The 21,353-nt window shown below is 71.6% G+C and carries 1 protein-coding gene (only partly in view); it reads right to left on the reverse strand.

Annotated elements, in window-relative coordinates; genetic code table 11:
• Positions 1-21,133, reverse strand: partial view of a type I polyketide synthase gene (locus ACJX2R_RS05530; protein ID WP_413099050.1) — the 5' portion only. It extends 16,712 nt beyond the left edge of the window; the window shows 21,133 of its 37,845 coding nt (coding positions 1-21,133); its start codon is at positions 21,131-21,133; its stop codon lies beyond the left edge, outside the window.
• Positions 21,134-21,353: the final 220 nt, after the last annotated feature.

A 21,353-nucleotide genomic window follows, 5' to 3' on the forward strand; every position in this document is an offset into this window, starting at 1 on the left:
CTCCGTGTGCCGCGAGCGCCTCGCGGGAGGCCGTGACCAGCGGGTCGTCGGGGCGGGAGCTGGGAGCCAGCAGCAGCCATGGCCCGGGGAGCGAGGCGGCCGGGGTGCCGCTCTTGGGGCGCCAGATCACTCGGTAGCGCCACTCGTCGACGGTCGATTCGGAGCGCCGCTGCCGACGCCACTGTGCGAGGGCGGGCAGGACGGTGTCCAACGAGGCGTGCTGCTCGGTGGATTGGACCTGGAGCGTGGCGGCCAGTGCCTCGGTGTCCTCGCGCTCCACGGCCTGCCAGAAGTGCGTGTCCGCGCTGTCTTCGGCCGACGTGCCCTCGGTGGGGCGCGCGGTGGTGGCCGAGGTGAGCCAGTAGCGCTGGTGCTGGAAGGCGTAGGTGGGCAGGTCGACGGGGTGCGCACCGGTTCCGGTGAACACCGTCCGCCAGTCGATGGCGATGCCGCCGACGTGGGCCTCGGCCAGGGAGGTCAGGAACCTTTCCGGGCCGCCTTCGTCGCGGCGCAGCGAGCCGACGGCCACCACGGGGGTGCCGTGGTCCTCGGCCGTCTGCTCGACGCCCATGGTGAGCACCGGATGCGCGCTGGCCTCCACGAACGTCTGGAAACCCGCGTCGAGGAGCACCCGTACGGTCTCGTCGAAGCGCACCGTCGCGCGCAGATTGCGGTACCAGTAGCCGGCGTTCAGCTCGGTGGTGTCCAGCACACCGCCGGTCACCGTGGAGTAGAACGGCACCGAGGAGGACCGCGGAGCGATCCCGGCGAGGGTGCGCCGGATCTCGTCCCCAAGACTCTCGACGTGGACGGAGTGCGAGGCGTAGTCCACGGGGACGCGGCGCGCCCGGATCTCCTCCTCCTCGCACGCCGCCAGCAGCTCGTCCAGCGCGTCCGCGTCGCCGGAGACCACGACCGCCGAGGGGCCGTTCACCGCCGCCACCGACAGCCGCTCGCCCCATGCCGCGAGCCGCTCCCGTACGCGCTCCACGGGCAGCGACACCGACGCCATGCCCCCGCGCCCGGACAGCGCCCGCAGTGCCTGGCTGCGCAGGGCCACCACGCGCGCGGCGTCCTCCAGCGACAACGCACCCGCCACACACGCCGCCGCGATCTCACCCTGCGAATGGCCGATGACGGCCGAAGGCTCCACACCGTACGAGCGCCACAGCTCCGCCAGGGACACCATCACCGCGAACAGGGCGGGCTGTACGACGTCCACCCGCTCCAGCGCCACGGGGTCGCCGAGCACATCCACCAGCGACCAGTCCACATGCGGCGCCAGGGCCGCCGCGCACTCCTCGATCCGCCGGGCGAACACCGGCGAGGATTCCAGCAGCCCGGCCGCCATGCCCACCCACTGCGACCCTTGGCCGGGGAAGACGAAGGCAACCCCGGCACTGCGTGTGGCGACGCCTTCGACCAGCCCGGAGGTGCCCCGCCCCGCGAGGTGATCGGCCAGGATCCGTACGGCCTCCGCACGGTCCGGAGCCAGTACGACCGCGCGGTGCTCGAAGGCGGTCCGCGTGGTGGCGAGGGACAGTCCGATGTCCTCGGCCGTGACCTCCGGGTGGCGCTCCACGTGGTCCAGCAGCCGGGTGGCCTGGGCGCGCAGCGCGGCCTCGGACTTACCGGCCAGCCGCCAGGGGACGAGTGGCAGCGCCGTGCGTGGCGCCTCCGCCTCCTCCGCCTCCTCCGCCACGTCCGCACCGGAAGCGGTGTCGGTGGCGGCCGGTGGCGGCGCCTGCTCGATGATGGCGTGGGCGTTGGTGCCGCTGATGCCGAACGAGGACACACCGGCCCGGCGCGGCTCCTCACCCTCGGGCCACGCGGTGGCCTCGGTGAGGAGTTCGACGGTGCCCGCCGTCCAGTCCACGTGCGGGGACGGCTCCTCGATGTGCAAGGTGGGCGGCAGCACGCCGTGCCGCATCGCCAGCACCATCTTCATCACACCCGCCACACCGGCGGCCGCCTGCGTATGACCGATGTTCGACTTGACCGACCCCAGCAGCAGCGTGTGGTCCGTGGCGCGCTCACGGCCGTAGGTGGCCAGCAGTGCCTGTGCCTCGATCGGGTCGCCCAGCTTCGTTCCCGTCCCGTGTGCCTCGACGGCGTCGACCTGCCCGGCCGTGAGCCCGGCGTTGGCCAGCGCCTGGCGGATCACCCGCTGCTGGGATGGGCCGTTGGGAGCGGAGAGCGCGCTGCTCGCGCCGTCCTGGTTGGTGGCCGTGCCCCGGACGACGGCCAGCACGGGGTGCCCGTTGCGGTGTGCGTCGGAGAGCCGCTCCAGGAACAGCATGCCGGCGCCCTCGGCGGCCCCGAAACCGTCGGCCGCCGCGGAGAAGGGCTTGCACCGGCCGTCGGGTGCGAGCCCGCGCTGCCGGCTGAAGCCGATGAAGGTGCCGGGCGTGGCCATGACGGTGACGCCACCGGCCAGAGCGAGGGAGCACTCCCCCTGGCGCAGGGCCTGTACGGCCAGGTGCAGGGCGACCAGCGACGAGGAACACGCGGTGTCCACCGTCACGGCCGGGCCCTCCAGGCCCAGGGTGTAGGCGACGCGCCCGGATACGACGCTGATGGCGCTGCCGGTCACCAGGTGGCCCTCGACACCGTCAGTGGCCTCGTGCACCCGCGGCCCGTAGTCGGGGGCCACGGCGCCGACGAACACTCCGGACCGGCTGCCCCTGAGCGAGGTCGGGTCGATACCGGCCCGCTCGATGGCCTCCCACGAGGTCTCCAGCAGCAGCCGCTGCTGGGGGTCCATCGCCAGCGCCTCACGCGGCGAGATCCCGAAGAAATCGGCGTCGAAGTCGCCGACGTCGTGCAGGAATCCGCCCTCACGTGCATAGGACGTGCCCGGCCGGTCGGGGTCCGCGTCGTAGAGCGGGCCGAGGTTCCAGCCGCGGTCCTCGGGAAACGGTGTGATGGCGTCCTCGGCCCCGCTCAGCAGCCGCCAGAACTCCTCGGGGGAGCGCACCCCGCCGGGGAACCGGCAGCTCATCCCGACGATCGCGATCGGCTCCCGGGCCGCGGACTCCACGTCCTGGAGACGCTGCCGCGTCTGGTGCAGATCAGCCGTCACCCGCCGGAGATAGGCCGCCGCAGTCTCCAGGTGGTCGGCGACGTCGTCCGTGCCACCGGAATCCGTGGTGGTCGGGCCATCCGGCGCCGAAACGCCACGACCGCCGTCCCACCCGCCACCCGACGGAAGGCCCTTCAGCCGACCGGTCACCATCGCCCCGGTGGCGTCGTCAGCTGCCGTGTCCGTGTCGAGCAGTGTGGCTTCCAATCGGTCGAGTTCGGCGGCCGCCGGGTCGTCCGCGGCCACGGGGGCGATCTCCGCAACCAGATGTGCGCCCAGCGCGGCGGGGGTCGGGTAGTCGAAGATGAGCGTCGCGGGCAGCCGCAGCCCGGTGGCCGCGTTCAACCGGTTGCGCAACTCGACCGCGGTGAGCGAGTCGAAGCCCAACTCCAGGAAGCCACGATCGGTGACCACCGCGGACGCCGTCCCATGGCCGAGGACCGTGGCGGCATGCTCCTGGACCAGACGCAGCAACGTCCGCTGCCGCTCCCCCTGGCCGCGCCCGGCCAGCCGCCGCGCCAGTGGCGCCTCCTGGGTGCCGGGGTCTTCCTGGGCCGAGGCGCGCCGTGGCGGTGCGGGCCGACGTACGAGTGCGTTCAGCAACGGGGGTACGGGCGAGGCATCGGCGGTGGCCGCCAACTGGCCGAGATCGAGCCGGGCGGGCACCACCACCCCCTCGGCCAGCCGACCCGCCGTGTCAAACAGCCGCAGCCCCTCCTCGGAGGAGAACGGCACCAATCCGCCCCGCGTCATCCGCGAGATGTCCGCCTGGCCGAGGTGTCCGGTCATCCCGGAGCGCTCGGCCCACAGACCCCAGGCAAGCGACACCCCGGGCAGACCCATCGCCCGGCGCCGCTGAGCCAGCCCGTCCAGGAACGTATTGGCGGCGGCGTAGTTGGCCTGCCCCGCGGACCCCAGGACCCCGGCGGTCGACGAGAACAGGGCGAACATGGCCATATCGAAACGGCGCGTCAACTCGTGCAGATGCCACGCCCCATCGACCTTCGCCCGCAACACCGCATCCAGCCGCTCCGGCGTCAGCGACGTCACCGTGCCGTCATCCAGCAGACCCGCGGCGTGAACCACACCAGTCAGACCACGCCCATCCGGCAGCCCCGCCAGCACATTGGCCAGCGCATCACGGTCGGCGACATCACAGGCGGCAATCGTGACCGAGGCACCCAACGCCGTCAGCTCCGCCTCAAGCTCCGTCAGACTCTCGGCCGCCCGGCCACGACGGCTGACCAGCAGCAGCCGGCGCACGCCGTGCTCCGCCACCAGATGCCGGGCGACCAGACCCCCCAGAACACCACCGGCACCGGTGATCAGCACCGTCCCTTCCGGATCCAGCGCGGCCGGAACACTCAGCACCAGCTTGCCCACATGACGCGCCTGGCTCATGAACCGGAACACCTCAGGAGCCCTGCGCACATCCCACACCCGTGCGGGCAACGACTCCAGCTCACCTCGTTCGAAGAGGGCCACGATCTCCGCGAGCATCTCCCCGATACGCTCCGAACCCGCCTCGGCCAGGTCGAACGCCCGGTACATCACCCCCGGATGCGCCGCGGCCACCTCCTCGGCCGACCGCACATCCGTCTTGCCCATCTCGATGAACCGCCCGCCCTCACCCAGCAACCGCAGCGACGCGTCCACGAACTCACCGGCCAGCGAGTCCAGAACCACATCCACACCACGACCACCCGAAGCAACCCTGAACCGCTCCTCGAACTCCAACGTCCGCGACGACGCGATATGCGCATCGTCCAACCCCAGACCACGCAGAACATCCCACTTCGCCTCACTCGCGGTCGCGAACACCTCCACACCCCACGCCCGCGCCAACTGCACCGCCGCCATCCCCACACCACCAGCAGCCGAATGCACCAACAGCGACTCACCACGCCGTACGCCCGCCAGCTCCCGCAGCGCGTACAAAGCCGTCACGAACACCACGGGGACGGAGGCGGCCTCGGTGAAGGACCAGCCATCCGGGATCCGTACCAGGCTGCGATGGTCCACCACGGCCAGCGGCCCGAAACCACCGGACCACAGCCCCATCACCTGGTCGCCGACGGCGAGAGACGTCACACCCGATCCGGTGGTCACGACCACACCGGCTCCCTCGCCGCCCATCGTGGCGCCGGGGTCCGGGTACATGTTCAGGGAGATCAGGACATCGCGGAAGTTCATGCCCGTAGCCCGCACGGCGACCCGGACCTCGTGCTCGCCGAGCTCCGCGGTGACATCCGTGGCCGGGGCCAGCCTCAGCCCCTCCAGCGTGCCCGCTCCCGACGACTCCAGCCGCCACGCCTCCCCGCCATCCGGCGGCGTCAGCACACCCCTCGCGGCGCCGGGGGCCAGACGGGGCACCAGCACCTCCGCATCGCGCACCGCGAGCTGCGGCTCCCCGGTCGCCACCGCCTGGTGCACCACGGCCAGCGACGCCTCGACACCGTCCACATCCAGCAAAACGAACCGGCCCGGATGCTCCGCCTGCGCCGACCGCACCAGCCCCCAGACCGGGGCCGCCGCCAGGTCACGCGGATCCACACCATCCTCGGTCGCCAGCGCACCCCGGGTGACCACCACCAACCGCGCCCCGGCGAACACGTCCTCCGCCAACCACGCCCGCACCATGTCCAGGGTCCGGTGTGCCACCGCCCGCGCCGCCGGGACGACATCCTCACCGGGACCGGAGGACACCGTCACGAACACCAGACCCGGCATCGGGGCGCCGGATCGCACGTGTGCGGTCAGAGCGGCCAGGTCGGCATATTCCTCAACCGATCCATCGGCCGCCTCCAACACCCTGGCCAGACCGAAGACGTCCGGTCCAGCCATGGCGCATCGGTCGGTGGCGGGGGCCGAGGCGGTTGCGGGCCCCGCGATCCACACCACCCGGTACAGCGACTCGTCGTCGGCGGACGACGCGAGCTGCGCCTCCGAGACCGGCCGGGTGACCAGCGCCTCCGCCGACGCCACCAGCTCACCGGCGGCATCCGTCACGAGCACCGACATCCCCTCGGCGCCCGTACGGGTCAGCCGTACCCGCAGCGAGGTCGCGCCCGTGGCGTACAGGGACACGCCACTCCACACGAACGGCAGCCGGATTCCCTCCGCCTTCCCGCTTCCCTCGGCGGCGGACACCAGCCAGGCGTGCAGCGCCGCATCGAGCAGCGCCGGGTGCAGCCCGAACCGGGCCGCCTCCGCCCGCGACTCCTCCGGCAGCGCCACCTCCGCGAAGACCTCATCACCCTTGCGCCACACGGCGCGCAGCCCCTGGAACACCGGCCCGTACACCAGCCCGGTGGCCGCCACCTCCTCGTAGAAGCCCACGGTCTCAACCGCTTCCGCGCCCGCCGGAGGCCATGCCTTCAGGTCCGCAGGGCCGGCCGTATCGTCGATCGCGGTGGAGTTCAGTGCCAGGACGCCCTTCGCGTGGCACGTCCACGAGGCGTTCGGAACGTCGTCACGGCGGGCGTGCGCGCTGAACTCGCGCAGCCCATCCTGTACCGGCCCGCTCACGACCAGCTGCACCTGGACCGCCCCCTCCTCGGGCAGCACCAGAGGCGCCTCGAGCGTCAGCTCCTCCAACCGGTCACAACCCACCGCGTCACCGGCCCGCGACGCCAGCTCGACAAACGCCGTACCGGGCAGGATGACCCGGCCCAACACCGCATGGTCGGCGAGCCAGGGATGCGTACGGAGCGACAGCCGACCGGTGAGCAGGAAACCGTCGGAGTCGGGCAGCGGCACGGCGGCCCCCAGCAAGGGGTGCTCGGCTGAGTCCAGCCCCACCGACGCCACATCGCCAGCGGTCTCGATGGCCCCGGACTCCAGCCAGAAGTGGGTGCGCTGGAAGGCATACGTCGGCAGATCGACGCGCCGCGCGTCCGTGCCCGCGAAGAGCCCTGCCCAGTTGACGGACGCGCCGCCCACATACGCCTCGGCCAGGGAGGTCATGAAGCGCTCCAGACCGCCCTCGTCGCGACGCAGCGAACCGACCGCGGTGACCCGGGTGCCGTGATCCTCAGCCGTCTGCTCCACACCCATCGTCAGGACGGGGTGGGCACTGGCCTCGATGAACACCTGGAAACCGTCTGCCAGCAGGACACGGACGGTCTCGTCAAAGCGCACCGTCTGACGCAGATTGCGGTACCAGTACCCGGCATCCAGGTCGACCGTATCGAGCACGCCCCCGGTCACCGTCGAATAGAACGGCACCGACGACGACCGGGGGCTGATCCCCACGAGCGCTTGCCGCAGCTCGTCCTCAATGGCCTCAACGTGAGCGCAGTGCGAGGCGTAATCCACCGGAACGCGCCGCGCCCGGACCCCCTCGCCCTCGCAAACCGCCAGCAACTCGTCCAACGCGTCGGCGTCGCCGGACACCACCACGGCCGAGGGCCCGTTCACCGCCGCCACCGACAACCGCTCACCCCACCGGCCCAGCCGCTCACGTACGGCCTCCACCGGCAGCGACACCGACACCATCCCGCCACGCCCTGACAACGCCCGCAACGCCTGACTCCGTAGCGCCACCACCCGCGCCGCATCCTCCAACGACAACGCACCCGCCACACACGCCGCCGCGATCTCACCCTGCGAGTGACCAACAACCGCCGCAGGCACCACACCGTACGAACGCCACACCTCAGCCAACGACACCATCACCGCCCACAACACCGGCTGCACCACATCCACCCGCTCCAACGCCACCTCACCGCCCAGCACATCGCCCAGCGACCACTCCGCAAACGGCGCCAACGCCGCCGCACACTCACCCATCCGCTCCGCAAACACCGAAGACGACTCCAACAACCCCGCCGCCATCCCCACCCACTGCGACCCCTGACCAGGGAAGACAAGCACCGCGTGGTCCCGGGCGGCCGCCATCCCGCGTACCACACCGGGGGCCATGTTCCCCTCGGCCAACGCGCCCAGGCCGTTGACGAGGCCGTCCCCGTCCCCCGCCAGCACCACCGCGCGGTGTTCGAACACGCTGCGCGTGGTCGCCAACGACAGCCCGACATCGGCGGGCGAGACCTCTCCGCGCTCGCGCACATGGGCAAGCAGCCGCTCCGCCTGCGCCTCCACCGCGGTGTCCGACCGTCCGGAGATCACCCATGGCGTGATCTCCGGCAGTCCCCCGGCCGGGGTGTCGTCATCGACACCACGGCCGGGGGCGTCGTCGAGCGGGGCCTGCTCCAGCACGGCGTGGGCGTTGGTGCCGCTCATCCCGAAGGAGGAGACCGCCGCACGACGCGGCCATCCCGTCTCCGGCCAGGGCATATCGTCCGTCAGCAGCCGCAACCCGCCCGCGGACCAGTCCACATGCGGCGATGGCTCATCCACGTGCAGGGTGCGTGGCAGCACGCCGTGTCGCATGCCGAGCACCATCTTGATCACACCGGCCACACCCGACGCCGCCTGCGTATGCCCGATGTTCGACTTCACCGAGCCCAGCAGCAGCGGCCGTTCTTCGGGGCGCCCCCTTCCGTACGTGGCGAGCAGGGCCTGTGCCTCGATGGGGTCGCCCAGTTTGGTGCCGGTGCCATGGGCCTCGACCGCGTCCACCTCGGCCGCCGACAGCCGGGCGTTCTCCAACGCGGCCCGGATCACCCGCTGTTGCGAGGGTCCGTTGGGCGCGGTGAGGCCGTTGCTCGCGCCGTCCTGGTTGATGGCGGTGCCCCGTACGAGGGCGAGCACACGGTGTCCGTTCCGGCGGGCGTCCGACAGCCGTTCCAGCAGCAGCACACCGACGCCCTCCGCCGGGCCGAAGCCATCGGCGGCGGCGGAGAAGGGCTTGCAGCGCCCGTCCGGGGCCAGCCCCCGCTGGCGGCTGAAGCCGACGAACGTCCACGGGGTGGACATGACGGCGGTGCCACCGGCCAGGGCCAGGGAGCACTCGCCCTGCCGCAGCGACTGCGCGGCCAGGTGCAGCGCCACCAGCGACGACGAGCACGCCGTGTCGACGGCTACGGCGGGCCCTTCGAAGCCGAACGCGTAGGCGAGCCGCCCGGAGGTGACGCTGAGGGCGTTACCGGTGAGCAGATAGCCCTCGACACCGCTCGACGGCCGGATCGGGCCCGCGCCGTATCCGTGTGATCCGGCACCCACGAACACACCGGTCTGGCTGCCGCGCAGGGAGGCCGGGTCGATGCCCGCGCGCTCGAAGGTCTCCCAGGACGTCTCCAGCAGCAGTCGGTGCTGCGGATCCATCGCCACCGCCTCACGCGGTGAGATGCCGAAGAACGCCGCGTCGAATTCACCCGCGCCGTCGACGAAGCCGCCGTGGCGCGTGTAGGTCTTCCCGGGGGCGTCGGGGTCGGCGTCGTAGAGTCCGTCGAGCTCCCAGCCACGGTCCTCGGGGAAGCCGGATATCGCGTCACGGCCCTCGGTCAGCAGGTCCCACAGTTCCTCCGGGGACCGGACGCCGCCGGGCAGACGGCACCCCATGGCGACGATGGCGATCGGATCGTCGTCCGGCTCGGCCCGGGTGACGGGCGCGGGTGTCGAGGGGGCATCGCCCTCCCGGAGGCCGAGCAGTTCCGTGCGGAGGTATTCCGCGAGCACGGTGGGGGTCGGGTAGTCGAAGACGACCGTGGCGGGCAGCCGCTCGCCCGTGGCCGCGTTCAGCCGGTTCCGCAGCTCCACCGCCGTGAGGGAGTCGAAACCGTGCTCCTTGAAGGAGATCTCCGGCTCGACCGCGTCCGGTGTGCTGTGGCCGAGGACGGTGGCGGCCTGGTCCTGGACCATGCGCAGCACCATCCGCTCCCGCTCCGCGTCGCCCACCCGGCGCAGCCGCTGCCGTAGTGATGCCTCCTCCGCCGCGGGCGCCGTCCGGGCCAGTGCGCGGCGGACCACGGTGGCCCGTTCCGGTCGGCCGTCGCCGGACTCCGCTGTCGCGGCCGCGAACCGCTCCTCCGTCACCGGCCGTGCCACCAGCGCGTCCACCGTGGCCACCGGCGTTCCGGCCGGGTCGGCGACCAGCGCGGACAGGGTGTCGGTGCCCTTGCGGGTCAGCCGTACGCGGAGCATCGACGCCCCGGTCGCGTGCAACGACACACCACTCCAGAGGAACGGCAGGCGGACGCCGTCCACATCGCCCGAGAGGGGCGCGAGACCCGGCTGCAAGGCGGTGTCCAGCAGGGCCGGGTGGATGCCGAACCGGGACACCTCGCCACGGGCTTCCTCGGCCAGCACCACCTCGGCGAAGAGCTCGTCGCCGCGGCGCCATACCGCCTGAAGGCCGCGGAAGACGGGCCCGTACGCCACCCCGGCGTCGGCCAACCGCTCGTAGAGACCGGCGGTGTCGACGGCCTCCGCACCGGTCGGCGGCCATACGCCGAGGTCCGTCGCCTGGCTCCGGGCCTCGCCATGCGCCTCGCCATGGGCCTCACCGTGGGCTTCGCCATGGGCCTCACCGTGGACCAGCGTTCCCGAGGCATACCGGGTCCATGGCCGGTCCGTGGTGTCCTCCGGCCGCGCGTACATCCGTACGGGACGTCCGCCGTCCTCCCCGGGCCCACCGACGGTCAACTGGAGCTGTACGGCGCCCCGTTCGGGAAGCACCAGAGGCGCCTCCAGAGTCAGTTCCTGCACGCGGTCGCATCCGGCCGCGTCACCGGCGCGCAGCGCCAACTCCACGAATGCGGACGCGGGCAGCAGGGCCCGGCCGTGCACGGTGTGTTCGGCGAGCCAGGGATGCGTACGGAGCGAGAGGCGGCCCGTCAGCAACCACCCGTCCGAGTCGGGCAGCGCGGTCGCCGCGCCGAGGAGGGGGTGGTCGGCGGAGGTCAGTCCGGCCGATGACACATCGCCCGCCACGGCTGAGGGCTCGACCCAGTAGCGCTGGTGCTGGAAGGCGTACGTCGGCAGGTCGACGCGCCGGGCGCCCGTGCCCGCGAACATGGCCGCCCAGTCGACGGCGGCGCCACCGACGTATGCCTCGGCCAGGGAGATGGCGAACCGGTCGGGCCCGCCCTCATCGCGGCGCAAGGATCCGACGGCGGTGATGTGCGTGCCGTGGTCCTGGGCCGTCTGCTCCACGCCCATCGTCAGGACAGGGTGGGCGCTGGCCTCGATGAACGTATCGAAGCCGCCGGCCAGCAGGGCATGGACGGTCTCGTCGAAGCGCACCGTCTGACGCAGATTGCGGTACCAGTACCCGGCGTCCAGTTCCTGGGTGTCCAGCACACCCGCCGTGACCGTGGAGTAGAACGGCACCGACGACGAGCGCGGGGCGATCCCCGCGAGGGTCTGCCGAAGCTCGTCCTCGATGGCCTCGACGTGAGCGCAGTGCGAGGCGTAGTCCACGGGGATGCGACGCGCCCGGATCTCATCCGCCTCGCACGCCGCCAGCAGCTCGTCCAACGCGTCCGCGTCACCGGAGACCACGATCGCCGAGGGCCCGTTCACCGCCGCCACCGACAACCGCTCGCCCCACCGGCCCAGCCGCTCCCGCACCTCCTCCACCGGCAGCGACACCGACACCATGCCGCCGAGCCCCGACAGCGCGCGCAACGCCTTGCTCCGCAGGGCCACCACACGTGCCCCGTCCTCCAGCGACAACGCACCCGCCACACACGCCGCCGCGATCTCACCCTGCGAGTGACCGATGACGGCCGTGGGCTCGACACCATACGAACGCCACAGCTCCGCCAACGACACCATCACCGACCACAAGACGGGCTGCACCACATCCACCCGCTCCAGCGCCGCGGGGTCGCCGAGCACATCCACCAGCGACCAGTCCACGAACGGCGCCAGCGCGGTCGCGCACTCCTCCATCCGTTCCGCGAACACCGGAGACGACTCCAGCAACCCTGTCGCCATCCCCACCCACTGCGACCCCTGACCGGGGAAGACAAAGGCGACGCGGTCGGAGGTGCCAGTAGCCGCCCCGCGCACCACGCCCGTGGCCTCGCGCCCCTCGGCCAGCGCGGTCAGGCCACTGACGAGCGCGCTGCGGTCGGCACCCAGCACCACCGCCCGCCGCTCGAACACGGCGCGCGTGGTGACCAGCGACAAACCGACATCCACCGGCGCCGGGCCGGCCTCGTCCCCCACGGTCGACAGCAAGCGCGCGGCCTGGTCCCGTAGCCCCGCCTCGGACCGCGCCGATACCACCCACGGCACCACGCCACTCGGCTCGGAGGTGGCGTCCGTGGCGGCATCGGACACCATCGGCCCCTGCTCCAGGATCACATGGGCGTTGGTGCCGCTCACGCCGAAGGAGGAGACACCCGCCCGACGGGGCCGACCGGTCTCGGGCCATGCCATCGGGCCGGTCAGGAGCTCCACCGCGCCCGCGGACCAGTCCACGTGCGCTGATGGCTCATCGATGTGCAGGGTCCGCGGAAGCACGCCGTTGCGCATGGCCAGCACCGACTTGATGACCCCGGCCACACCGGCCGCGGCCTGGGTGTGACCGATGTTGGACTTGATCGAGCCGAGCCACAGCGGCCGCTCGCCGGGCCGCTCCTGTCCGTACGTGGCCAGCAGCGCCTGCGCCTCGATGGGATCGCCCAGCGTCGTACCCGTGCCGTGCGCCTCGACCATGTCGACGTCGGCGGCCGACAGCCGGGCGTTCGCCAGGGCGGCCCGGATCACCCGCTGTTGCGACGGGCCGCTCGGTGCGGTGAGGCCGTTGCTCGCGCCGTCCTGGTTGACGGCGGAGCCGCGTACCAGCGCCAGCACCTGGTGGCCCTTGCGCCGCGCGTCCGACAGCCGCTCCAGCAGCAGCAAGCCCACGCCCTCGCCCCAGCCCGTGCCGTCCGCGGCCGCCGCGAACGCCTTGCACCGGCCGTCGGCCGCCAGACCGCGCTGTCGGCTGAACTCCACGAAGAGCTCGGGGGTGGACATGATGGTGACCCCGCCGGCGAGCGCGAGCGAGCATTCGCCCTGGCTCAGGGACTGCGCCGCCAGATGCAACGCCACCAGCGACGACGAACAGGCGGTGTCCACCGTGACCGCCGGGCCCTCGAAACCGAAGGTGTAGGAGATACGGCCGGAGACGACGCTGGCGGCGCTGCTGGTGACCAGGTGTCCCTCGACGTGCTCCGCTGCCGCCTGGCGCAGGCTGGTTGCGTAGTCCTGGCCGTTGCTGCCCACGAAGACCCCGGTCTGACTGCCCCTGAGCAGCGTGGGATCGATCCCGGCCCGCTCGAACGCCTCCCACGACGTCTCCAGCAGCAGCCGCTGCTGCGGGTCCATCGCCACCGCCTCACGCGGTGAGATGCCGAAGAACTTCGGGTCGAAGTCGCCCGCTCCCTCGAGGAATCCGCCCTCGCGGACATAGCTCTTGCCGTGCTCGTCCGGGTCCGGCCCGTAGAGCGTGTCCAGGTCCCATCCGCGGTCGGCGGGGAACTCGGTCAGCACCTCGCGCCCGGCGAGCAGTAGCTGCCACAGGTCTTCCGGACTCCGCACCTCGCCTGGGAAACGGCAGCTCATGGCCACAATGGCGATGGGCTCGTCATCGGTGGCCACGGCGACGGGCAACGCGGCGTCCGCGCCGTTCCCCAGTCCGAGCGCCTCGGTGCGCAACAGGTTGACCAGCGCCGTCACGGTGGGATGGTCGAAGAGCAACGTGCTCGGCAGACTCAGCCCGGTGGCCGCGTTCAGCCGGTTGCGCAGAGTCACCGCCGCGAGGGAGTCGAAACCCAGTTCCTTGAAGGCCCGGTCGGCGTCGATGGCCTCGGGACGGCGGTGTCCCAGGACGGCCGCCACATGGGAGCGCACGAACTCCAGGAGGATGCGGTCCTGTTCCCCCGTTCCCAGCCCGGCGAGTCGGCGCCGAAGCGACCCCTCGGTGGTGGTGACCTCGTTGGCGGTGTCGGGTGAGCCGTGGGCGATGAGGTCGTGCAGGAGTCGGCGCGAGCGGGTGTCCGCCATCGTCCGGGCCAGGGTGTCCCACTCGACGTCGGCGACGATCAGAGCCGCTGCCGCCGGGTCGTTGACGCTCTGCGCCAGGGTGGCGACGGCCGACTCGGGCTCCATCGCGGGGAGGCCATGGCGCCGCCACCGGTCCGCGACGGCCTCTGCCATGCCGTTGTCGGCCCACGGACCCCAGGCCACCGACGTGGCCGGGAGCCCCGCACCACGCCGCCACTCCGCCAACGCGTCCAACATCGCGTTCGCCGCCGCATAATTCGCCTGCCCAGCGGCACCCACCACTCCCGAGAACGACGAGAACAGCACAAACGCCGAAAGCTCCAACCCCCGCGTCAACTCATGCAGATGCCACGCCGCCTCCCACTTCCCCCGCAACACACCCTCGAACCGGTCCACCGACAACCCATCCAGCACACCGTCATCCAGCACCCCCGCCGCATGCACCACAGCCGTCAACGGCAACTCCTCCGGCACCCCGGCCAACACCCCGGCCAACGCATCCCGATCACCCACATCACACGCCGCAACCGTCACCCGAGCACCCATCCCCCCGAGCTCAGCACACAACTCAGCCACCCCCACGGCCTCAAGCCCACGACGCGACACCAACAGCAGATGCTCCGCACCCGCACCCGCCAACCACCGCGCCACATGACCACCCAACGCACCCGTACCACCGGTCACCAACACAGTCCCCGACGGCTCCCAACCCTCGACCCCATGCCCACCCTCAACCGCACGCACCACACGGCGGCCGAACGCACCCGATGCCCGCACCGCCGCCTCGGTCTCGCCCGCGCGGCCACTCACCACACCCACCAGCCGGTCCGCCATCCGCGCATCCCACACCTCGGGCAGGTCGACCAGGCCGCCCCAGCGCTCCGGGACCTCCAGCCCGGCCACCCGGCCCAGCCCCCACACGGCCGCCTGCTCCGCGCTCAGCGGGCTCTCCGAACCGCCCACCGCCACCGCGCCCCGCGTCACACACCACACACGGCCACCCACGCCCGCGTCCCCGATCCCCTGGAGCAGGGACAACGTCAGCGCCAGACCCAACGGCACCGACCCGTACTCGCCGTGCCGCCCCTCTGCCAGCGCCAGCAGCGACACCACACCCGCGGCGTCGGAGACTTCGGCCTCCTCCAGGACCCGGCGCAGCCGGTCCGCCATCACCACGCGGTCGGTGTCGTCCTGCCCCAGCTCGACCACGACAGGCAGGGCGCCGCGCCCAGCCAACGCGGCCACACAGTCCGCGACCCACTCATCCCCGGCAAGCCCTGCCGGGACCGCCACCAGCCACGTTCCCGTCAGCGCTGCGCCCACCACGTCCGAAACGGGCGACCATGACACCCGATAGCGCCGGCCGTCAGCCACCTGTGTCAGCGCCGGGGCCGTGCCGCTACGGACCGGCTCAAGCCAGAAGCGCTCCCGCTGGAACGCATACGTCGGCAACTCCACACGGCGGGAGCGGACCGGCGCCAACAGGGCTGTCCAGTCGACGTGCCGCCCCCTTACGTAGATCTCGGCGAGCGCCTCGTGCAGCGAAGGGAGCTCGCTCCGGCCATCGCGCAGCACCGACGCGAAGACCGCGTCGGAGACGCACTCCTGCCCCATCCCGGACAGCACTCCGTCCGGACCCAGCTCCAGGAAAGTGGTGGCTCCCGCGTCCGCCAGGCTCCGCACCCCGTCCGCGAACCGCACGGCCTCACGCACATGCCGCACCCAATACTCGGCCGAGCACAGCGCCCCGGGATCCGCCACCAGACCCGTCACGTTCGATACGACGGGGATGCGGGGAGGCGCGTACGACAACCCCTCGGCCACCCGCCGGAACTCGGCCAGCATCGGCTCCATCAGGGGCGAGTGGAAGGCATGCGAGACCCGCAGCCGCTTGGTCTTGACGCCCTCGGCCTCCAGCAGCCCGGCGACCTCCAACACCGCCGCCTCCACACCGGAGATCACGGTCGAACGCGGACCGTTGATCGCCGCCACACTCACCTCAGCCTCACGACCAGCCAGCAACGGCAGCACATCCGCCTCGGCGGCCTGCACCGACACCATCACCCCACCCGGCGGCAACGCCTGCATCAACCGCCCACGAGCCGCCACCAACACACACGCATCCGCAAGCGACAACACACCCGCCACATACGCGGCCACCAGCTCACCAATCGAATGCCCCGCCACACAATCCGGCCGCACACCCCACGACTCCACCAACCGGAACAGCCCCACCTCTACCGCGAACAACCCACACTGCGTAAACGCGGTCTCATCCAGCCCCTCCGCACCCCCACGAATCACATCCCGCAGCGAACGCCCCAACACCCCATCGAACTGCCCACACACCTCATCGAAGGCCTCCGCGAACACCGGGAACGCCTCATACAGCTCCAGCCCCATCCCGGCACGCTGACTACCCTGACCCGAAAACAACACCGCAAGCTTCCCCGGCACCACCGCACCCCGCACCACACCAGCCGCCGGTACGCCATCCACCAGCGCTTCCAGCCCGGCCACGAAGCCCTGACGGTCACCGGCCAGCACCACCGCACGATGCTCGAACACCGACCGGGTGGTCACCAGCGACGAGGCCACATCCACAACGGATGCCTCAGTGTCCAGCTCCCCACGCACCGCCGACAGCAACCGCTCCGCCTGGACCCGCAACGCGCCCTCGGACTTCGCCGACACCACCCACGGCACCGACGCCGGGGCCTCCCGCCCCTCGTCCACCGGCTCGGCAACGCCCGCCTCTGCGGGAGCCTGCTCCACGATCACATGGGCGTTCGTGCCGCTGATGCCGAACGACGACACACCCGCACGCCACGAACGGCCCGTCTCCGGCCACACCACCGCGTCCGTCAACAGCTCCACCGCACCCGCCGACCAGTCCACATGCGGCGACGGCTCATCCACGTGCAGCGTCCTCGGGAGCACACCGTGCCGCATCGCGAGCACCATCTTCATCACACCCGCCACACCAGCCGCCGCCTGCGTATGACCGATGTTCGACTTCACCGACCCCAGCCACAGCGGCCGGTCCTCGGCGTCCCGCTCCCGCCCGTAGGTCGCGAGCAGCGCCTCGGCCTCGATCGGGTCGCCCAGGGCCGTGCCCGTGCCATGCGCTTCGACCGCGTCCACGTCGGCGGGCGAAAGCCCGGCATTCGCCAACGCCGCCCGGATCACGCGCTGTTGGGAGGGCCCGTTCGGCGCGGTCAGACCGTTTGACGCACCGTCCTGGTTGACCGCGCTGCCCCGCACCACCGCGAGCACCTGGTGACCGTTGCGCCGCGCGTCCGACAGCCGCTCCAGCAGCAGCATCCCGGCGCCCTCGGCCCAGCCCGTGCCGTCCGCCGCCGACGCGAACGGCTTGCACCGGCCGTCCGGAGCCAGCCCTTGCTGCCTGCTGAACTCCACGAACAGCCCCGGTGTCGGCATCACCGTCACACCACCGGCGAGCGCCAGCGCGCACTCGCCCTGGCGCAGCGACTGGACCGCCAGATGAAGGGCCACCAAGGAGGACGAGCAGGCGGTGTCCACCGTCATCGCCGGGCCCTCGAAGCCCATGGTGTAGGAGATACGGCCGGAAGCGGCGCTGACGGTGTTGCCGGTCAGCAGGTATCCCTGCAACTCGTCCGAGGCGTCGTGCATCCGCGGGCCGTAGTCCTGGGACATCGCGCCCACGAAGACGCCGGTCCGGCTCTTCTCCCGCCCGGCAGGGTCGATGCCCGCGCGTTCGAAGACCTCCCAGGAGGTCTCCAGCAAGAGCCGCTGCTGCGGGTCCATCGCCAGCGCCTCGCGCGGCGAGATCCCGAAGAAGGAGGCATCGAAGTCCCCGGCGTCGTAGAGGAATCCGCCCTCCCGGGCATACGTCGTCCCAGCTCGTCCGGGATCCGCGTCATACAGCCCGGACAGATCCCAGCCCCGGTCCGCCGGAAACGCCCCGATGGCGTCGCCACCGGAGGCGATCAGCTGCCACAGTTCCTCGGGCGACCGCACACCACCGGGGTAGCGGCAGCTCATGCCCACGATCGCGATGGGCTCGTCCGGAGCCACGCCGACCGGCACCGACGCGATGTCCTCGCGCCCGTCGTCACCCAGGAGCCTGTCCCGCAGATGGCGAACGAGGATCCGGGGCGTGGGGTGGTCGAACAGCAGCGTGGTCGACAGTCGCAGTCCGGTGATGGTGTTCAGACGGTTGCGGAAGTCGACGGCGCCGAGCGAATCGAAGCCCAGTTCCTTGAAGGTCCGGCCGAGATCGACGGCGTCCGGCCCTTCGTACCCCAGCGCGATGGCAACCTGTTCACGTACCAGGTCCGCCAGTGTCTCCCCTCGCTGGGCGTCGTCCAGCGGGGCGAGACGCGCACGCAGGAACGATGCCCCGTCGGTCGCCGAGGTGTGCTCCGCGCTGTCATCCGGGTCGGTCGCGTCGGCCTCGGTGAGCGGGCTCGACTGCGGCAGGGCCTGGACGTCCAGCCAGTACCGCTTGCGCTGGAAGGCGTACGTGGGCAACTCGACCCGACGCGCACCCGTCCCCGCGAACATCCCCGCCCAGTCGACGGAAGCCCCGCCCACATAGGCCTCGGCCACGGAAGTCAGGAAGCGATCCAGGCCACCCTCGTCACGGCGCAGCGACCCGACGGCCGCCACGTCGCAGCCATACTGCTCGGCGGTCTGCTCCACCCCCACTGTGAGTACGGGATGGGCGCTGGCCTCGATGAACACCTGAAGGCCATCCGACAGCAGGGCGCGTACGGTCTCCTCGAAACGCACGGTCTGCCGCAGATTCCGATACCAGTACCCGGCATCCAGCTCGGCCGTATCGAGCACCCCGCCAGTCACCGTCGAATAGAACGGCACTGACGACGACCGAGGGCTGATCCCCACGAGCGCTTGCCGAAGCTCGTCCTCAATGGCCTCAACGTGAGCGCAGTGCGAGGCGTAATCCACCGGAACGCGCCGCGCCCGGACCCCCTCGCCCTCGCAGGCCGCCAGCAACTCGTCCAACGCGTCGGCGTCACCGGAGACCACCACCGACGAAGGCCCGTTCACCGCCGCCACTGACAACCGCTCACCCCACGCCCCAAGCCGCTCCCGTACGGTCTCCACCGGCAGCGACAACGAGACCATGCCGCCCAGTCCCGACAACGCCCGCAACGCCTTGCTCCGCAACGCCACCACCCGCGCCGCATCCTCCAACGACAACGCACCCGCCACACACGCCGCCGCAATCTCACCCTGCGAATGCCCCACCACCGCAGCAGGCACCACCCCATACGAACGCCACACCTCAGCCAACGACACCATCACCGCCCACAACACCGGCTGCACCACATCCACCCACCCCAACGCCACCGCATCACCCAGCACATCGCCCAGCGACCAGTCCACAAACGGCGCCAACGCCGCCGCACACTCACCCATCCGCTCCGCGAACACCGAAGACGACCCCAACAACCCCGCCGCCATCCCCACCCACTGCGACCCCTGACCAGGGAAAACAAGCACCGCACGACCATCACCACCCACAACCACACCCCGCACCAACCCCGGAGCACCACCACCCTCAGCCACCGCACCCAAACCCCCGACCAGAGCCGCACGATCGGACCCCAACACCACCGCACGATGCTCGAACGCACTACGCGTCACCGCCAGCGAGAACCCAACGTCCCCGGCCGACAGCTCCGCCCGCTCCCCCACATACGACGCCACGTACGACGCCAGCCGACCCGCCTGCGCCCGCAACGCCACCTCGGAGCGCCCCGACACCACCCACGGGATCCGGCCCGGAGCACCCGTCCCCTCAGCTCCCTCCGCGTCCCGGGCCGCCACCGGCTCCGGGGCCCCGGAGAGCACCACATGGCAGTTCGTCCCGCCCACTCCGAACGAGCTCACCCCGGCGGTCAACGCCTCCCGCGTCCCCGACGCATCCGCGGTCCACGGCTCGGATGCCGTCTGCACCCGCAGCCTCAGCCGGTCCAGCGGAATGTCCGGGTTGGGCGTCCGGAAGTTGAGGCTGGGGAAGAGCTCGCCGTATTTGAGCCCCAGGGCCGTCTTGATGAAACCGACGACACCGGCCGCGCCCTCCAGATGGCCCACGTTGGTCTTGGCCGACCCCACCAGCAGTGGAGCGTCGGTGGGCCGCCGTGCCGTGCCCAGGACCGCGCCCAGCGCCGCCGCCTCGATCGGGTCGCCGACCTTCGTACCGGTGCCGTGGAGCTCCACGTACTGGACACCGGCCGGGTCGACCCCGGCCTGCCGGTAGGCCCGGCGCAGAAGGTCCTCCTGGGCCGCCTGGTGGGGGGTGGTGAGGTGGTCCCCGCCACCGTCGTTGTTGAGCGCGCTGCCCCGGATGACGCAGTACACGGGGTCCCCGTCGGCGAGGGCGTCCGCGAGAGGCTTGAGAACGACGGCGCCGCCGCCCTCGCCGCGTACGAAGCCATTGGCGCGGGCGTCGAAGGTGTAGGTGACGCCGTCCGGTGACAGCCCGCCGAACCGGGCGGCGCTGATGCCGCTCTCGGGGGCGAGGTTGAGGTGGACGCCGCCGGCGATGGCGATGGATGTCTCGCCGCGGCGGATGCCTTCGCAGGCCAGGTGGATGGCCGCCAGCGAGGACGCCTGTCCGGCGTCGAGGGTGAGGCTGGGGCCGCGCAGGCCGAGGTGGTAGGAGACGCGGTTGGCGATGATGCCTCGGTGGAGTCCGGTGAAGCTGTGCCGGTCGATGGCCTCCGGACCGCCCCGCCGGATCAGCGTGGCGTAGTCGTCCGCGATCACACCGATGTACACGCCGGTGCGGCTGTCGCGGAGCCGGTCCGGAACGATTCCGGCGTCTTCGAGGGCCTCCCAGGTCAGTTCCAGGGTCAGGCGCTGCTGAGGGTCCATGGCCGCGGCTTCGCGTGGCGAGATGCCGAAGAAGGCGGCGTCGAAGTGGTCGATCCGGTCCCGGTCCAGGAATCCGCCCCGGCGCGGGGCGCCGGTGTCCCCTCCCCACCGTCCCTCCGGGGCCTCCGTGATGGCGTCGGCGCCGTCGCGGAGCAGTTGCCGGAAGGTGGCGGGGTCGGGTGCTCCGGGGAGACGGCAGGACAGTCCGACGACCGCGATCGGCGCGTCCGTCGTGCTCGGCGAGGTGCCGTCGGAACCCTTCATGGGCGTAACTCCCTGGATCCAGGAACGTAGGACGCCGGGCGCACACCAGCGCAACGCGAAGGTCTGCGCCGCGTCCGGGCAGGACAGCGGGACAGCGGGACAGGAGGACGAGAGTGGCGAAGCGCGCGGGGAACGGACGGGCATGGGCGGGCGGGGCCCTCCCGCGTGGCGGATGCCACGCGGGGCGCTCATGTCCCGTGGCCGGTGGCCGGTGGCCCGC

The sequence above is a fragment of the Streptomyces sp. Inha503 genome, assembly GCF_047215865.1.
Classification (GTDB): Bacteria; Actinomycetota; Actinomycetes; order Streptomycetales; family Streptomycetaceae; genus Streptomyces; species Streptomyces lycopersici.